Source organism: Peribacillus sp. FSL P2-0133, from assembly GCF_037975445.1.
Lineage (GTDB): Bacteria > Bacillota > Bacilli > Bacillales > DSM-1321 > Peribacillus > Peribacillus simplex_E.
Genome location: NZ_CP150254.1, coordinates 2,689,100 through 2,705,010, shown reverse-complemented (window position 1 = coordinate 2,705,010; position 15,911 = coordinate 2,689,100). Strand labels below are relative to the sequence as shown.

Below are 15,911 nucleotides of genomic sequence, written 5' to 3'. Positions count from 1 at the left end.
AAATTCTCCATTATTGTTTGGCCGATCTACATCTGATTTTAATACAGTGATTCAGCCTTGGTATACGTTATATCAATTTCTTTTCCTGCCTGATTTCAGTCAAGTTGCTGAAATTATCCTGAATGAACCAAATCGCCGCTGCTGCAATGATGCATGGTATGGCAAAAGCTAAAAAGTTGACTTGCAATGACAACTTCATATCAAGCAGGATCCCGCAGAAAGTAGGGGCGAGTATTCCGCCAATTCTGCCGATGCCCAATGCCCAGCCGACACCTGTAGAACGGATTTCATTCGGATAATACTGGGATACATATGCATTCGTTACGATTTGTGTACCAGTTGTCGTACCTCCTGCAATGGCAATCAGTATATAAAGCATGATCATGCTTGGCTTGAAACTCAGCATTGTAAGGGTAATGAATCCAATGACCAAAAAAGTTACCAGAATCCTCTTGGAACCATATCTATCTGCAAGCTTCCCTCCAACTATTGCCCCAAAAACTGCTCCAAGGTTCAATACGACTAAGAATGTCAGGCTTGAACCTAATTCATATCCTGCCCCTCCCATGATCTTTGGGAGCCATGTACTCAAGCCATACATTACGAACAAACACATGAAAAATGCAATCCAGAACATGAGGGTGCTTAGAGTCCTCCCTTTTTTGAATAACTCTTTAACTGGAAACCCTTTCATTTCACTTTTAAGTTGCTCCTGAAGGACATAATTATCATTCATGGTGTATTGCCCGTCTACATTCACTTGATTCAGAACGTCCACCAATTTGCTTTTTTTGTTTTTTGTCATTAAATAATTAATCGACTCTGGCAACAATCTATATAATATGGGCATGAAGATTAATGGAAGTGCACCGAGCCAAACCACTGCCCGCCAATCAAAGTTCGGAATCAGATACATCGCTCCCATTGATGCGACAACTCCCCCTAAAGCGTGCCCGCTGAACATGATCGCGACCAGGGTACTTCTAAGTTTTTTAGGAGCATATTCAGTAATGATTGCAATTAGGTTCGGCATGACTCCTCCCAGTCCAAGTCCTGCAACAAAACGTTGTATTCCAAAAGAAGTTGGTTCATCAGCAAATCCTGATGTAAATGTAAATACCGAAAAAATGACCGTACAAATCAAAATGACTTTCTTTCTGCCGAATTTATCAGCCAGCGGTCCAAAGACCAACGCTCCTATCATCATTCCAAACAATGAATAGCTGCTGAATAACCCTGCCTCTACAGCAGTTATCCTCCACTCCGCCATCAAAGATGGCAGGATCGTCCCAAGCATGAACATATCATACCCGTCACAGATGATGATAAAGATACAACATAATAAAATCTGTAAATGAAAGCGGTTAAATTTTTGTTCATCAATCATTTCAGGCACTTGGATCGTGCGCATTTCCTTCTCCTCTTTCTGCTTTTCCTTGTGACATAGTCTTAAGGATGTCCCTATTTTTTAGGTCGAACTAAAATTTAATGACAACTGATTATGTAGTTACAAAGACCAATTACACACATATAGAACTAAGTTCACTATATATTAACTTAGTTTTTAGAATATTGTCAATAATCAAAGTCGATTATCCATATATTAATCAACAAAGAAAAGCCCTCTTATCAAAGAGGGCTTTTAACGGAATATAAGGATTAAGCTTCCGAGGCTTCTTTACGCTTTCTTTTCCTTGATTCTGTTATAAGATCATAACCAAGATAAAGGATGATGGCTCCGCCTAACAATTTAATATATAACGGAATGTCCGCTACAAAGAAATAAATCATTGAGAATAATGTCCCTATAATGCTTAACCAAAAAATTATATGTTTTAAAATTTTCAAAGTAAGACTCCTCACAAAAGATGAGATTATTTTCTTGTTCGCTCCATTTTAAGGAGGAATTAATTATCCGTACCATCATTCTAACATTTATTCTTTATATTAAGAGTGACTCGTATTGCGAAATTATGAACATTTAAGCAACTTTTCTCAAGAATAGGTCAAGCCAAACAATTCCCGGAAAATCTTTCCGCGAATTCTTTTCAATTTCCCTTTTCATATAGATCCATTACTACATGAAAAAAGGCAAATAAAAAACAAATATGCATGAAATGGCAGCAAGGGTATCCCTGCATTGCATTCCATGCATTTAATTTTACAAGACGTTCATTTTATTGGACTCTACCACCATTTCTTCAGTTGGTTCCGAATGATCATGTTTATAATAAGCCATTTTCGCTGGAACGAATGATAAAGCAACCGCGGCAATGAGACCCGGAATAGCGAAGGCGATGAAATTCAATTGGATGGGTAGCGAGATGGATAAAAGGAATCCGCCGAGTATGGGTCCTAACATACCACCGATCCTTCCGATTCCAGATGCGACCCCTAATGCCGTAGATCTAATATTTGGTGGATAGTACTGGGAAACATAGGCTTGTACAAGATTTTGGGCACCAATGGTACAGGCTCCTGCAACCGCTACCAAAGTGTAAATCACAAAAGAGCTTCCGCCCATTCCCAATAGGGTCAAACTGACTGCCCCAAGCGCATACATCGGCACAAGCATTTTCTTGGATCCATAACGATCACAAAGTTTAGCGATGATAAGTGTCCCTACGATAGCGCCCCCTTGAAGAACGATCAAGAAACCTAAGCTTGAATTCAGCGCATACCCTGCCTCGATCATTAACTTTGGTAGCCATGTATTCAATCCATATACCATCAATAGACACATGAAAAAAGCGATCCAGAACATCAGTGTGCTTAGTGCACGGGAATCCTTGAATAATCCAACGATCGGCATATTCGTATCTGTTTTTTTCACTTCCACAATTTCGTCATTGATGTCGAATTTACTCTCCGGACTGACCTTGGATAATATCCTGATCAATTCTTCTTTTCTGTCAATTCTGATCAGATGCGTCGAAGCCTCTGGTAAACGCTTCATCATGTAGGGTAAAAATAACAATGGTATTCCTGCAAACCAAAATATTGATTCCCAGCCTAGTGAAGGCATAAGCAAGATGCCCAATATCGGGGCAAGCATCCCACCGAATGAGTAACCGCACAAAACGATGGAAACGACCATGCTCCGCATCGTTTTCGGTGCATAATCCGTCAATAAGGCTATGACGTTCGGCATGATTCCCCCTAGCCCTAATCCGGCTAGAAATCGGAAAGTCGAAAACATCGTAGGCGTGTTCGCAAATCCACATAATAGTGTAAATAAACTAAATAAAATCAATGAAATAGCGATTACATTTTTTCTGCCAATCCGATCTGCTAAAGTACCAAAGAAAATGGCCCCGAACATCATTCCAAATAGTCCATAGCTCCCCATTGCCCCCGCTTCCACGGAAGTAAGGTTCCACTCCTCCGTCAATACCGGGACAACCGTACCGTAAACGACGAGGTCATAGCCATCAAAAAGGATAATGATAAAACACCATGCCAGCAATCCAAAATGAAAGCGATTGAACTTACTGTTGCTAATTACCTCGGTCGTATTAATTTTAGCCATAAAATTTTCTCCTCTCTAGGTGACTGCAGTGCTTCCTTCTAAATGATAGCGCTTACGTAATCCTTTTAAAAAATAACGACTCACCATCATTTTATATAAATAGTGAACCGAGTTATCTAATTGTTATTATAAATGCTAATTATCTGATATTTCAATAAAAATTTTCATATATTTTTCATAAATATCTTAATAGGTTTTCTGATGCTATGATATATACAAAGTTCCGAACATGCGTAAAAACAACAAAAAACCAGTCCCTTATCGGAACTGGTTTCTAGTTATAAAAATAGTAAGCCGCAATTGCCGTATTCAAGTAAGAAAGTTTTAAACCACCACTCCTCAAAGTGGGTGTTTGCAGAAACAATCCTGTTGTCCAAGTCAGTGACGAGGCATAACATTCCTGTCTCGATATAAAACTCCCTATTACAGCTTAAAGGTTAAAACTTAATTATCATTACGAACAACGCAGCTTGTATAGTTATAATACCGAAATATCTTCAATCTTGCAAGTTTAATCATTCCCAGACATCAAAAAAATTACATGTTACACATTAAGCTGGTGGAGCCAATTTGTCATGCCCAACCGTTAAAATTAATGGCTGCACTCTGATTTCTCATACTGTCCCCAGACTTTCATTGATATCTTTTTAAGGAATAGCATTCTTAGCATTCTTGGGTAAGTAATATTTTCAGATAGAATGTGCAAGATAAAATTGGGACGGAATTGAAAGTGTTTGTTTTGCGAAGATCATCGGATGCTGAACTGTATAGTATATCCTGAATAACATTTGCAAATACACGGAAGGAGTCTATAATATTAACTAACAGACTTGATTGGAGTGACTAGTTATGCTTTCAAACATTGGTTTTCCCGGTTTGATTTTAATCCTTCTTTTAGCTTTAATTGTTTTTGGACCGAACAAGCTACCTCAAATCGGTCGGGCAGTCGGCACCTCACTAAGGGAGTTTAAGGATGCAACCAAAGGAATAACAGAAGAAATACAAGAGGAATTCAAGGATGACGTACAAGCTGCAAAAAAAGAATCGATAAAATGAAAAAGACGCCTGCACGCAGCAGGCGTCTTTGATGCGTTTGTGGCGCAGAACCGTCAGGCCACATCCCGACGTTTAGCTAAAAGCTTGTTCTTCGACTTACACAAATTAGCTCATCGCTTTATTAATATAACATTAAACTTGTTTTATATCAAGTTATTTATTGAGCAGCCTGTTAACTGCATCTTGGATTTGATTTTATTTCCTTCATGTTTGTTGCTATTCTATAAACCGCTTTAGGGCTTTTTAGAAAATATTCTATCGAGTTGTTTATTAAAATATGAATGAGCCCCGATAAAGTATTCTATCAAGCAAACTCGTTAAACTTCATTACAAGTTTATCGTTAATTGAGTCAATTGATCTGAGGAAACGGCCACTTGATTGAACGCTTCATTAATATCATCGAATATATCATTCAGCTCTGTCATTTCCTTTGTGATTTTAATATTCTGCTCTTTAACAGAAAGCATGGAGTTTGCTATTTCAGTAAAAAATATGCCAGTTTCTTTCCCTTGTTTCGTGCCTTTAGTAATTTCACCGCTAACCATGGAAATTGATGTGTTCATGACATCGGTAAAATGAGCAATTCCATTAACCAGTTTCACTACTTCCGAAACTGATTCCTTGGTATTTTCTGAAAGCTTCCTTACCTCACCTGCCACAACTGCAAATCCTTTACCATTTTCACCAGCTCTTGCCGCCTCAATCGCTGCGTTCAACGCCAACAAATTCGTTTGCTCTGCAATTGAAGTGATGATTGTGACAATTCGTTCAATTTCCTTTGACGTATTGGATAGCTGTTCCATATCTTTGGAGATGATCGTCATTTGCTCTTGTGTTTTTACCAATCTTCTCTCTAATCCTTGTAACAGTTCGACTCCTTCATTTGATTTTCCCTCTGCATGTATTGCAACCTCTGACCCTTTTTGAGTGAAATCATGAATTTCGCCTACCTTATTTGCCATTAATTGAGTTGCTGAACTAGTCTCTTGACTGATTGCTGCCAATTCCTCTGCATTATGATTGACCTGTAGTTTAATCGTTTCTTTTTCTGCTAAGTTTTTTTTGCGGATTTTCTCATTTTCAAGTTCATATGCCTCTAAAACTATTTGCTGCTCTAAATTAAAAATTTTTGTGACAGCCAGAATGTTTTCTTGATATTGCTCAATATTTTTTATATCGGAAATCACATGAATGATTAATGATTGCAATAAATCCTGAAAAGCACTCATATACCATTTTGGCTGCAGTCCAATTCGCACATGTACTTGTGCGATAATATAACGCTGTTTAACATACGCATCATCAATGGTACCGCTAAACATTTCGAACATATGGCGCTGCAGAGTCTTTTTCAACCTTTCAACAGAACTATTGTCCGAAATGATTTTCATTAATGAGGGTTCAATTTCTAGATTTTTATAAAAATTCCCTACAATTTGGGTCAAGTGTTCTTTCACTTTTTCCTGTAAAGAACGAATTATGCACAAATCCCCGATCGTCAAATGAATCATGTCCACTTGATTCAATACGCTTGGACATTCCCTGATATTAATACCAACTTGTTCTTTATATTGCATATAGTCTATTGAATCTATCTTTTGCTTACTTCTCCAGATACTTTTCATGATTGAATTGCCTCCAATTTTTTCTGCCCATATATACTATTTCGACATAAGGTCTGTAAATCTTAATTCACTTTGATAAATTTCCCTCTTTTACACAAGACTTATGAACTATTTATGTCCAAACAAAAAAACACTCCATGGAGTGTCTAAAAAGAAGTGCCTGTTGATTTAAGGAATCTGCTCCCTTTCCACCGACTGTCTGCCAAGCGTCTATGGGGTTTGTACAATTTGAACGTAGATTTCCACTCCAGGCAACTCGCTTTCCGCGGGCGGTCCGGGAGCCTCCTCGGCGCTCTTTGCGCCTGTGGGGTCTCCCTTGGACGCGTTTTCTCGCAGGAGTCACGTACCTTTCGTTCCAATCAACTGGAATATTTTTTTAAGAAAAAACTTTAGTCCGATCTCATCTCGAATAAGACTAGTTAATAATTTTGGTTATTTACATTTCTATGAAACCTTCACTAGATTGAAGAAATTTGCGACACTCCTGCCGAATAACTGGCAGGCCAATAAAAAGTAAAAAACATGCGGGATAATCAAGTTTTCTTTTAAAATCATGGTTCGGAGTGAGAGCATTCCGAAACCCTTATGTCATCAAGCTGAAACACTCCAGAGAGTGCCTTTTTAAATGATTATTTTTCCTGCTGGTTAAGATTGGAATGCTTACGAGAATAAGTGAAGTAAATGACGACTCCGATAGCCATCCAGATCAAGAACCTTATCCATGTATGACTTCCTAGCTGAACCATCAAGAATACGGAAAATACGATTGCCAGGCCTGGAACGAGCGGCACAGCCGGACAATAAAAAGCACGTTTCATATCCGGTCTTGTTTTCCGTAAAACGATGACCGCGACGGAAATCATCGTAAACGCAGTCAATGTTCCAATGTTGACCAACTCAGCCAAATCACCAAGAGGTATGAATGCCCCCAATAAGGCCGCTATCAAACCAAATATCCACGAGGCTGCATAAGGTGTTTTATATTTTTTATGAAGTTTTGATAAGGATTTTGGCATCAGCCCATCACGTGACATTGCAAACATGATTCGGGTTTGTCCATACAACATAACCAAGATCACCGTTGTCATTCCGAGGAAGGCACCTAGATCGATGATCCCTGCAACCCAATTTTGTCCTGCGCTTTGCAAGACCAAAGAAATCGGGTGGTCAAGAGCCTTGCTGAATTGTGCATACGGTACCACACCTGTCATGATTAGACTTACGATCATATAAAGCACAACACAAATGACTAAGGAACCGAGGATACCGCGTGGTAAATTCTTTCCTGGATTTCTTGTTTCTTCAGCAGCAGATGCAACTGCATCAAAGCCGAGAAAGGCAAAGAACATTAATGCGGCAGTTGAAAATACCCCATCTATTCCAAATGGCATGAATGGCTGCCAGTTTTCCGGTTTCACATAATAAATAGAAGAAACAATGAACAATAAGACAACCAACACTTTTATAACGACCATTATATTATTGATTCTAGTCGTTTGTTTCGTACCTATGGAAATCAAAAAGGTTATCGCCATGACTATCAAAAAGGCTGGCAAGTTCATATAAGTCGTGACACCTTCAACCGAACCCGGTGCTGCCGTCAATTTCTCCGGAAAGTTAATCCCGAATCCACTTAAAAATGATTGGAAATATCCCGACCATCCGGCCGATACGGCACTAACAGCCAATAAGTATTCAAGGATTAAATCCCAGCCGATTATCCAAGCGGCGAATTCACCTAAAGTTGCATAAGCATACGTATAAGTCGAACCGGAGACCGGCACGGAAGCTGCAAATTCTGCATAAGAAAGTGCAGCGAATAAACAAGCAAGACCAGCAATGACGAACGATAATGAAAGTGCAGGACCAGCATTCACTGCACCAGTACCTGTTAATACAAAAATGCCAGTCCCAATAATCGCTCCAATTCCTAGCATCGTTAAATCCCAAGCACCTAGTTCCCGTTTCAATCCCTTATCGCCGGAACCTGCGTTTTTCAACAAGTCCTCAATGGACTTCTTTCTAAAAATACTCATATCCTCTCCTCCATAAATTTTATAAACTATTCTGAAAAATACTGACAAATAATTTCGCTTAACATTTATATCGGAGAAATTTCGACAAATTTCCGCAATTCCTGAATTATCTGACTTTCAAATTATACGTATTACCCTTTCCTCCGCAATGATTTATAATTTTAAAATTCTGTTTTTTGGTACTTCTTTGGAATGTATGCTTTATTATTCAACAGAATCATCCATCATTAACAATTAATGATTAAAAAAATCATTATTTTAATATTTATAAAAGTAAGATGTTGGAGTATTTCCTGTATTCCTATAAACTGTTCTTGTAAAAGTTCTTATATATTTAATTTTATAGAGATTCATTATTTATTTTTCCCTATGTATTATTATGAAATAATTCATCAATATTATTCTGATCTTTCGTGCACCAATCGTTTGACGGAATCAAAGTACATCACTATACTTATTAAGTCTTAAAAAAAGTACGGGAATTATGCTTAATAATTGAAGAAGGTGACATTCATGGATTTTACGATTACCTATCTGTCTTTTTATTTAATCCAAGTCGAAGGAAAAGGCGATCAGGCAGATAAGCGTTTTAAACATTTCCAAACTCTTGATACCCAGGAATACGAGGAAAGTCCTCTAAAGGATTTTTTGGATGGGGAATTGATGAAGATTTCCAAGCGAAAAGTGGACCGTCATCCAAAAACTGAACAAATACCGACGAAAATCGGTTCTTTCATTGTTGAAGAAGGCCATGCACTTGATTCCAACCCTAATTACAATGTATTTAACCGTGTTCGATATGCCAAAACGAAAGAAGAATTCCAAGAGGAAAATGAACAATTCACGCGGTCCTATATTGATACAAGTGCCGTCCGTGGCGGTGTCTTCATAATCGCATCGGCTAAATTATCGAAATATCTTGATGAACCATTCGTTTTCTTATTAAAATGTGATTTCGAGCCGAAAGTCGCTTCCATTTCGGATGAAAGGACCTTGATTAGGCACGTTGAAATGGCAATCACCACTAAAAATATGAAATCCATTCAATACCCATACATGCCCGAAGAAGGAATGGTCGAAGAAGGCGAACTGAAAATCCATCAGGCTTCACATGCCCGCTACTTCGAGGACTTCTTGAAATTCGTCGAATATGGTGAATCGATGCCGGAAATCATGAAAAACCAGGTCATCCACATGGTCCATGAACATGTATCCGCCCAATTCGAAGAAAACAGTGACGAACTGCACAAATTCGAACAGGACCTGGAAATCTGGGAAACAAGCGATAAGCGGGAAATCCAGGAACGCCTTGAAACCCATCAGGTCGTCGAAGCTACTGCCCAGATTGTCGAGCATACACCAGAAGCCGAACTGCGCATGAAGCTAGGCAGTACATCCATCAAAGGACTTCTAGCCGATTTCGGCGACAGCATCCATTTAGGAAAGATTAACGGCAAGTATGTATTAATGATAGAATCCGATACGATAGAGTTCGATAAAGGTGTTTCGCCGATTGAATTTCATAGGCCGGATGATTTGCAAATACTAATCGAAAAAATCATAAATAAAAGTTGATAAATAGTCCGAGTTTTGTGAGCAAAAATGTGAGCAGTATGTGATCAATTTTAGACCTTAAAATACTATTAATACTCTTAAATCTAACTACTAACTTTTGTTAGTAGTTTCTCCAGTTTGTTTATTTTTTCTAAGTCCTATTTTCAATTAAGAAGTTAAATATATTTTTTAGAAATGCATGCTTATCATGAGCCTAAGTAAATACTGCCACTTAGGCTCTTTTCTTATAGAACTTGTTTTCATACAACTTCACGTTCTGGTATTCCAAAGTTATAAATTTCCCCTTGCCTGCCACGTTTAGGAAGATTCTTTTGCATTTTCTCATAAGATGTTAGCTTCCTCATTGTAACGAATAACACTTCCACCGTGACTTTTGCAGCTTCTTTATTACCTTTCCTATCGTATATTTATCAAGTTGCTTCTTTAACTCGGTAATCTCTAACTCAGTGGCTGTGATAATTTCTTGGAGGACATCATTGGCGAGAGTAATGGAAGGAAGATATCTGTTATTCATTAGTTGATCACCCTGTATTCACAGATGTAGTCAACTGGAGAATCATAAGGAAAGTGTTCTTCATGCCATTGAACCACACCCTCTGATGTTTCTACGTTGTATGTAAACACTTCGCCAGTTCCAGCTACATAATCGTGAAGGTCGTCAATAGTAGCAAGTTTGTATTGGAATCCTGCTTGCATTTCTTCTTCAAATACAATCCATTGCTCTTGGTTGTCAGTTACGAATACCTTTTTAACCTCAATTGTTTGAGTTGTCATATTATTTATCCCCTTTTGCCTTTCGGCTGTTTTTTGTTTGGATTTTTTCGTTGTCCGTCTTGCTGATAAGTTAACTATACTATATAGTATATATTATATCAACAATAAATTACAATTTTTCCAAATTATCTTTTTATATTCTAGACGATATAGGATATAGTATAATTATATAAGTAAATAAAAGGGGTTGTATGAGAATGAAAACTACAGTAAAGGTCACTCCAAGATTAGGTAAAGTATTGAAGGAAAGAGGAATGACACAAGTTAAATTGAGTGAACTTACAGGAATCCCTCAAGGAAACATTTCAAGGTTTGATAAATTAGAAAGTCATAAGGATACTCATACAGTTTTAATATCCAGAGCATTAGATATATCTATAGAAGATTTATTTGAAATTGAATTAGTTCAAACTGAAGAAAACCACCAATAGCAATTACTGGTGGTCTTTTGTATAAACAGGAAATTTATTGTAAAAGATATTATTATCACTAGCTTTTCTTTCTTTATTAATTCCCCTTAACTGAGCTGAGGTATATTCTTTAGCTTTTTTCATTCCTCTTCAAGCCAAGGTTTATCGTTAAGTTTACCCTTTTTTAATAGTTCATAATATAGGTGAGTGAATGCTTTAGCCATTAATTCCATATTAGGCTCATTAGCATAAGTAATTTTACAAGGCGGTCTATCTTCTTTATTTGTTTTTGCACTCCATGGAATTTTTGCGTTTTTTAATTCTAAGCAACCTAATTGACGCATTTTCTTTATAATTTCTGATCTATCCTTATCAGGAAATAGAGCTTCTAATTCCTCGATTGTAGATAATATTGTTTTTTCTTCAAGTAATTTTTCTTAATCTTTGTAAAGGTCTATGGAAGTTAAATATTTTCAAACTTTAACGAACATAAATACTGGCTGTTGTGAGGTAAATAGAAAGTTTCCTTATTATTTAAGTGATTTTTTACAATATTCGGCAAAATATAAGTACTATTTGATTTATACAAAAAGCTCGGTTAGTCAAAAAGCCGAGCTTTTGTTACTCTATTTTTTCCATTTTTTAAAGCATTCATAATAACATTCGTAAATATTTTTCGAAGTTAACTCCTTCTACTTTAGGAATTTGCTCCAAGGAGGAATCATTGATAGCCTCTGTCAGGAATGCCACTGCGAGCTGTACGGATTTTTCTAGGTTCTCTCCACGCATCATGCTTCCCATAATCACAGATGCAAATAAATCACCAGTACCTGAATAGCTTTCACCGTTATACTGCGTCGCACTATAAAAGGTTCTACTTCCGTCCAAATACATATTTCCGATAAACTGCTTCTCTGAATCTGCTGACGGTGGATTCATTCCAGTGATGATAACCTGAGCTCCCGTTTCTTGCTGCAACATATTCCCTGCTTCTTCTATCGCTTTAATATAGTCCTCTTCGTTTGAATAGCTATGCAGCTTTTCATAAGACAATCCGGTTAATAAACAGCACTCTGTAACATTTGGTGTAATGACATCTGCACGCTTCACCAGTTCTCTCATAAGTACCAGTAATTCATCGGTAAAAAGTTTATAGACTTCTCCTATATCCCCCATTACTGGATCAACAAGTAAAATGGTTTCTTTTGTATAAAATTTATCTAAAAAATGGAAAATATTATTAATTTGCTCTTCACCAGTAACGAAGCCGGTATAGATTCCATCAAAGGTTACATTAAGCTTGCTCCATTCTTCTATGAAGTATTTCATTTTGGATGTAAAATCTTCACAAAAAAAACTTGGATATCCGGTTTGCGCAGTCAATATGGCCGTTGGTAAAGGGCATGCCTGCACGCCCATGACCGAAAGAACCGGAATTGCAGCTGTTAATGAACATTTTCCAAAAGATGATAAATCCTGTAGTACAGCAACTTTTTTCATAATAACCTCCATATGGCCTATCCACTTTAAACTTTATTTATCTTATCATAAATCAGCTAAAAACAGTCATCTCCTCTCTCTTTTCAATACGTATAATATCTGTATTTTTTATCAACTGACCTCATAGTTTTTTAATAAATTGACACTTTTATAGACACCAGTCTTTTGCTAAAATCATAGGAAAATTCTAGTTAGGAAGGTTTACAGATATGCAAAATACACAAAGTTATTCAAGGTCAAGTCAAAAAACTATGGATTTAATTATTACCGCAATGTTGATTGCACTTGTGTTCCTATCTACTTTCTTTTTGAATATTAAACTGCCAATTGCCGCAAATGGAGGGTTAGTTCATCTAGGAACAGCTATGCTTTTTATTGCATCTATTTTATTTGGTCCTAAAAAAGCAGCTCTTGCTGGTGCGATAGGAATGGGGTTATTTGATATAGTTGGAGGGTGGACATTGTGGGCACCTATCACCATTGTGGCGCGTGGTTTGCAAGGATATATAGTTGGTAAAATCGCTTGGTCAAAGGGTCGCAACGGTACTAGCATTGCTTTCAATGTAATAGCAACAATCGTTTCCATTCCATTTATGATAGCTGTTTATTATATTGGTGAAGGGATTCTATACGGTAATTGGATTGCACCTTTAGCTTCGATACCTGGAGATCTCGTTCAAAATATATTAGGAATTATCGTTGCCGTTCCAGTTTGTGTGGCTTTGAAAAAGGTTCCTTATTTTAAGTAAATTCGCTATAAAGGTAAACGTCAAGTAGCCCCCAAATACTACATGGATGGTGTATTTGGGGGCTATGTTTTGTTTGCTTCCCTTTTTATCGGTACTCTGCATGCAGAGGGTAAACTAGATGACCACGACAAGACTTTATCTATTTCTTTTTTTCATTCTTAAGTCTTTTAACGTGAGCTCTCATTTTATCTAATTCCTTTTGTTTCCCTTCTTCATCATTTGCCAATGCAGAAAATAAAGCTATCGTGCCTAATTTGTCGAATTCTACATCTCCAGATCCACCTTTAGTAAAACTAAAGTATAGTTCCGTAAACGCCTTAGCCATTAATTCGTAGTTAGGTTCATTTACAAAATAGCCATTTCCTCGCAGTTCTTTTCTTGGTTTACTCTTTTTCACATTAGAATAGTCCTTTCAATTAAACTATTTATTCTTTTCCTTATACAAAAACAGCCTACTTTCTTCTTTGGCTATACACTCGAAAAGCTTCCTTCTAAAATATTCATTAATATCGATATTATCCGCTGAAATAACTTCTACATCGGTCATATCGACATCATTAAGATTAATTTTCTTTGACTTTTTATCCAATCAATATCACTCTCCTGTCCTACATAATAATCTCCAAACAAAATATCTTATATTCACATTTCACTAAATTATCTATGAAAATAGTAACGAGTAAAATTATAGAAAATAAAAAATCACCAATCGTATAGACAGGTGATTTCTATTCATTTTGTATATTTAGCTAAGATTAACTTCACTTCTTTTTTCAAGTATTCATCTACTGTAAATTCATTTAGGAATGTTCTACTCTTAATCCACAGTTTTCTTTTTGGTTTTGCTTTAGTCATTTTTTCACTCCATTACTTCTACCGCTACAAGATCTTCAAACTTCACCTTAATAATATGTCCCTTCTCATTTTCCAGCTCCAAATATATCGCCTTGGTGAATGGATCTAGCCTGTGTATCATCCCTGTATACTCCCAATCAAATCCATCTTCCCAAACTGTAAACTTTACAAGTGAAGCAAACTCCATTGCGGTATGTATCTTGTTTTCAAACTCCTCTAACTGGTACTCATCTAATATTGGCTTTACTTGACGGTAATAATCCTTATTTGCTTCATTAAGTAATTTAACATGCTCTGGCAGCATCAAAGCTGGTTGCCATTTAAGCTTTCCACGATCTTTTATTGACATAAGAACATCTCCATTTCATTCTATAAATACATTACAGAACATTCGTTCTTAATTTAATCAAAAAAAATGAAGGGGAAAATTTTCCTTCTAAAGATAACGTAGGTATTTTTCCTGTAACAGTGTTTTTATTAACTTCTCCATATCCAAGCTACCTTCTTCCGTTGCTATTCCAATTCCTTCGATATATGTGAATTCTTCAGTATTAATAATCTTTCGAGTAACTATTTTACCCTTTTCATTAAAGTCTTTATAATATGCAATTTCATCATAATCACTTATCTTTGCTTTAACTAACTCACCGTTTTTGTTGACGTATTCAATTGTTTCTACTTTACTTTTTGTCATATTAATCCTCCGAATGGCATCCACTTGAGCATTTCTTTTGGATTTCAGATTCAATTCGAGTTATCACCTTGCTCATATTACCATTGATAGCACTTCCACTAAATCGCAGCGTTTTCCATCCAATTGATCTTAAGTATGCATCTCGCTTCCTGTCGTGTGCTTTAGCTTTTTTGCTTGAGTGAAATTCTTTACCATCACATTCAATGGCTAATCGATATTCTGGAAATGCCACATCAATTCTATATCTTCTTATTGGATACTGTGTAGTTGGTTTATAATCCCTCATCCATAAAGCTTTTAATACCCTCTTCTCAATTGGACTTTGACATTTATCTAATTCCACAAAGTATGGGGGGATGTAATGATCCACTTTAACTCCTTTACTTCTTCGTATGTCCAAACCTAGAAAGACAAACCCTGTTATGACAAGTCCAAAAAATACGACATATTCTACCATTGTAAATAAATTTCCCCTTTCTCGTAGGTACAAGCACTAGATACGAACTTTCTACATATCATTTACTAAGTAATTAATAATCCTTTACTGATTATTTAAAAGAAATCAACGAATTAATAACTAATCCAGGTCGTAGAGGCCACAGCCCAGATTGTCGAGCATACACCTGAAGCCGAACTGCGAATGAGGCTTGGCAGTACATCTATCAAAGGACTACTAGCCGATTTCGGCGACAGCATCCATTTAGGCAAGATTAATGGCAAGTATGTATTAATGATAGAATCCAATACAATAGAGTTCGATAAAGGCGTTTCTCCAATTGAATTTCATAGGCCGGATGATTTGATGGAGATTGTGGAGCGGATTAATAGGAAAAGTGTTGGGGAGTAAACAAGGAATGGTGATGATTTGTGCTCATTGTTGTGATCATTAAAACTGTGCCATATAAGGGTATGTGATCGTTAGTGTGATCAAAATTATGATCAATTTATGCTCTAAAACATGTTAATAATGGTTTCCTTTAATTAAGTAACTTATAATTAATCAAAAAAGACAGTGAGCTTATCTTTGCTTCTGTCTTTTCGTTTATAACTAAACAATTAGTTATTCAGTTGTTCCTTCTTCCGTTGTTCCCATTGCTAATTCTCCTT

Annotated in this window: 18 protein-coding genes, 1 other RNA gene and 1 pseudogene; 5 read left to right on the top strand and 15 right to left on the bottom strand. The window is 36.7% G+C overall.

The annotated features are described in order from the left end of the window. Positions 1 to 67: 67 nt before the first annotated feature. The 4 genes from MKY17_RS13000 to ssrS form a co-directional block, all read right to left on the bottom strand. Positions 68 to 1,411 (bottom strand): aromatic acid/H+ symport family MFS transporter, encoded by a 1,344-nt coding sequence (locus tag MKY17_RS13000; protein WP_339202089.1) that lies wholly within the window; start codon positions 1,409 to 1,411, stop codon positions 68 to 70. A 248-nt stretch (positions 1,412 to 1,659) separates the two neighbouring features. Continuing rightward, positions 1,660 to 1,848: a hypothetical protein gene (locus tag MKY17_RS12995; RefSeq protein WP_098372209.1), complete on the bottom strand. Its 189-nt coding sequence runs from the start codon at positions 1,846 to 1,848 to the stop codon at positions 1,660 to 1,662. A 313-nt stretch (positions 1,849 to 2,161) separates the two neighbouring features. Further along, positions 2,162 to 3,529: an aromatic acid/H+ symport family MFS transporter gene (locus tag MKY17_RS12990; protein ID WP_339202086.1), complete on the bottom strand. Its 1,368-nt coding sequence runs from the start codon at positions 3,527 to 3,529 to the stop codon at positions 2,162 to 2,164. 287 nt (positions 3,530 to 3,816) lie between these two features. Then, a non-coding RNA gene (gene ssrS / locus MKY17_RS12985) (6S RNA) lies at positions 3,817 to 4,004 on the bottom strand. A gap of 374 nt (positions 4,005 to 4,378) precedes the next feature. On the opposite strand from ssrS, the gene tatA reads away from it, so the two are divergent. Beyond that, on the top strand, positions 4,379 to 4,585 hold the full coding sequence (gene tatA, locus MKY17_RS12980; protein ID WP_048686086.1) for a twin-arginine translocase TatA/TatE family subunit: 207 nt from the start codon (positions 4,379 to 4,381) through the stop codon (positions 4,583 to 4,585). A 327-nt stretch (positions 4,586 to 4,912) separates the two neighbouring features. Here the strand turns inward: tatA and MKY17_RS12975 are convergent, their stop codons facing one another. Continuing rightward, positions 4,913 to 6,211: a globin-coupled sensor protein gene (locus MKY17_RS12975; protein ID WP_098372207.1), complete on the bottom strand. Its 1,299-nt coding sequence runs from the start codon at positions 6,209 to 6,211 to the stop codon at positions 4,913 to 4,915. A 629-nt stretch (positions 6,212 to 6,840) separates the two neighbouring features. Continuing rightward, complete coding sequence (locus tag MKY17_RS12970) at positions 6,841 to 8,247, bottom strand: amino acid permease (RefSeq protein WP_098372206.1); 1,407 nt, start codon at positions 8,245 to 8,247, stop codon at positions 6,841 to 6,843. A gap of 513 nt (positions 8,248 to 8,760) precedes the next feature. On the opposite strand from MKY17_RS12970, the gene MKY17_RS12965 reads away from it, so the two are divergent. Continuing rightward, complete coding sequence (locus MKY17_RS12965; RefSeq protein ID WP_098372205.1) at positions 8,761 to 9,822, top strand: DUF3900 domain-containing protein; 1,062 nt, start codon at positions 8,761 to 8,763, stop codon at positions 9,820 to 9,822. Positions 9,823 to 10,162: 340 nt separating this feature from the next. Here MKY17_RS12965 and MKY17_RS12960 read toward each other — a convergent pair whose 3' ends face one another. Next, positions 10,163 to 10,336 carry a hypothetical protein gene (locus MKY17_RS12960; protein ID WP_179891100.1) on the bottom strand — a complete coding sequence of 58 codons (174 nt, stop codon included), beginning with the start codon at positions 10,334 to 10,336 and terminating at the stop codon, positions 10,163 to 10,165. Then, positions 10,336 to 10,596 carry a hypothetical protein gene (locus tag MKY17_RS12955; RefSeq protein ID WP_098372204.1) on the bottom strand — a complete coding sequence of 87 codons (261 nt, stop codon included), beginning with the start codon at positions 10,594 to 10,596 and terminating at the stop codon, positions 10,336 to 10,338. Before MKY17_RS12955 ends, MKY17_RS12960 begins: the two co-directional genes overlap by 1 nt. 197 nt (positions 10,597 to 10,793) lie before the next feature. Here MKY17_RS12955 and MKY17_RS12950 point away from each other — a divergent pair, with 197 nt between their 5' ends. Continuing rightward, entirely contained in the window at positions 10,794 to 11,027 is a 234-nt protein-coding gene (locus MKY17_RS12950) for a helix-turn-helix transcriptional regulator (protein ID WP_061463132.1), read from the top strand. A 119-nt stretch (positions 11,028 to 11,146) separates the two neighbouring features. Here MKY17_RS12950 and MKY17_RS12945 read toward each other — a convergent pair whose 3' ends face one another. Both MKY17_RS12945 and MKY17_RS12940 read right to left on the bottom strand, forming a co-directional pair. Further along, entirely contained in the window at positions 11,147 to 11,350 is a 204-nt protein-coding gene (locus tag MKY17_RS12945) for a hypothetical protein (RefSeq protein ID WP_053346496.1), read from the bottom strand. Between the two features lie 307 nt (positions 11,351 to 11,657). After that, positions 11,658 to 12,506 carry a pyridoxamine kinase gene (locus MKY17_RS12940; RefSeq protein ID WP_053346497.1) on the bottom strand — a complete coding sequence of 283 codons (849 nt, stop codon included), beginning with the start codon at positions 12,504 to 12,506 and terminating at the stop codon, positions 11,658 to 11,660. Positions 12,507 to 12,715: 209 nt separating this feature from the next. Here MKY17_RS12940 and MKY17_RS12935 point away from each other — a divergent pair, with 209 nt between their 5' ends. Beyond that, on the top strand, positions 12,716 to 13,255 hold the full coding sequence (locus MKY17_RS12935) for an ECF transporter S component (RefSeq protein WP_096340597.1): 540 nt from the start codon (positions 12,716 to 12,718) through the stop codon (positions 13,253 to 13,255). Between the two features lie 139 nt (positions 13,256 to 13,394). Here MKY17_RS12935 and MKY17_RS12930 read toward each other — a convergent pair whose 3' ends face one another. From MKY17_RS12930 to MKY17_RS12910, 5 genes are all read right to left on the bottom strand, one after another. Continuing rightward, on the bottom strand, positions 13,395 to 13,652 hold the full coding sequence (locus tag MKY17_RS12930; protein ID WP_095396088.1) for a hypothetical protein: 258 nt from the start codon (positions 13,650 to 13,652) through the stop codon (positions 13,395 to 13,397). 24 nt (positions 13,653 to 13,676) lie between these two features. Beyond that, complete coding sequence (locus MKY17_RS12925; RefSeq protein ID WP_153246107.1) at positions 13,677 to 13,844, bottom strand: hypothetical protein; 168 nt, start codon at positions 13,842 to 13,844, stop codon at positions 13,677 to 13,679. A gap of 270 nt (positions 13,845 to 14,114) precedes the next feature. Then, positions 14,115 to 14,459: a YolD-like family protein gene (locus tag MKY17_RS12920; protein ID WP_053346500.1), complete on the bottom strand. Its 345-nt coding sequence runs from the start codon at positions 14,457 to 14,459 to the stop codon at positions 14,115 to 14,117. A gap of 87 nt (positions 14,460 to 14,546) precedes the next feature. Next, positions 14,547 to 14,804, bottom strand: a complete 258-nt coding sequence (locus tag MKY17_RS12915) for a hypothetical protein (RefSeq protein ID WP_339202076.1) — start codon at positions 14,802 to 14,804, stop codon at positions 14,547 to 14,549. A 1-nt stretch (position 14,805) separates the two neighbouring features. Beyond that, entirely contained in the window at positions 14,806 to 15,261 is a 456-nt protein-coding gene (locus tag MKY17_RS12910; RefSeq protein WP_339202073.1) for a DUF559 domain-containing protein, read from the bottom strand. Positions 15,262 to 15,387: 126 nt separating this feature from the next. On the opposite strand from MKY17_RS12910, the pseudogene MKY17_RS12905 reads away from it, so the two are divergent. Then, positions 15,388 to 15,651, top strand: a pseudogene (locus MKY17_RS12905) (DUF3898 domain-containing protein); the annotation flags it as partial. Positions 15,652 to 15,911: the final 260 nt, after the last annotated feature.

Excerpts from the sequence above, each read along its gene's own strand:
- MKY17_RS12960 (WP_179891100.1), bottom strand. The coding sequence starts at position 10,336 with ATGAATAACAGATATCTTCCTTCCATTACTCTCGCCAATGATGTCCTC.
- MKY17_RS12945 (WP_053346496.1), bottom strand. The coding sequence starts at position 11,350 with ATGCGTCAATTAGGTTGCTTAGAATTAAAAAACGCAAAAATTCCATGG.
- MKY17_RS12990 (WP_339202086.1), bottom strand. The coding sequence starts at position 3,529 with ATGGCTAAAATTAATACGACCGAGGTAATTAGCAACAGTAAGTTCAAT.
- MKY17_RS12915 (WP_339202076.1), bottom strand. The coding sequence starts at position 14,804 with ATGACAAAAAGTAAAGTAGAAACAATTGAATACGTCAACAAAAACGGT.
- MKY17_RS12935 (WP_096340597.1), top strand. The coding sequence starts at position 12,716 with ATGCAAAATACACAAAGTTATTCAAGGTCAAGTCAAAAAACTATGGAT.
- MKY17_RS12970 (WP_098372206.1), bottom strand. The coding sequence starts at position 8,247 with ATGAGTATTTTTAGAAAGAAGTCCATTGAGGACTTGTTGAAAAACGCA.
- MKY17_RS12920 (WP_053346500.1), bottom strand. The coding sequence starts at position 14,459 with ATGTCAATAAAAGATCGTGGAAAGCTTAAATGGCAACCAGCTTTGATG.
- MKY17_RS12940 (WP_053346497.1), bottom strand. The coding sequence starts at position 12,506 with ATGAAAAAAGTTGCTGTACTACAGGATTTATCATCTTTTGGAAAATGT.
- tatA (WP_048686086.1), top strand. The coding sequence starts at position 4,379 with ATGCTTTCAAACATTGGTTTTCCCGGTTTGATTTTAATCCTTCTTTTA.
- MKY17_RS12965 (WP_098372205.1), top strand. The coding sequence starts at position 8,761 with ATGGATTTTACGATTACCTATCTGTCTTTTTATTTAATCCAAGTCGAA.
- MKY17_RS12950 (WP_061463132.1), top strand. The coding sequence starts at position 10,794 with ATGAAAACTACAGTAAAGGTCACTCCAAGATTAGGTAAAGTATTGAAG.
- MKY17_RS12955 (WP_098372204.1), bottom strand. The coding sequence starts at position 10,596 with ATGACAACTCAAACAATTGAGGTTAAAAAGGTATTCGTAACTGACAAC.
- MKY17_RS12975 (WP_098372207.1), bottom strand. The coding sequence starts at position 6,211 with ATGAAAAGTATCTGGAGAAGTAAGCAAAAGATAGATTCAATAGACTAT.
- MKY17_RS13000 (WP_339202089.1), bottom strand. The coding sequence starts at position 1,411 with ATGCGCACGATCCAAGTGCCTGAAATGATTGATGAACAAAAATTTAAC.
- MKY17_RS12910 (WP_339202073.1), bottom strand. The coding sequence starts at position 15,261 with ATGGTAGAATATGTCGTATTTTTTGGACTTGTCATAACAGGGTTTGTC.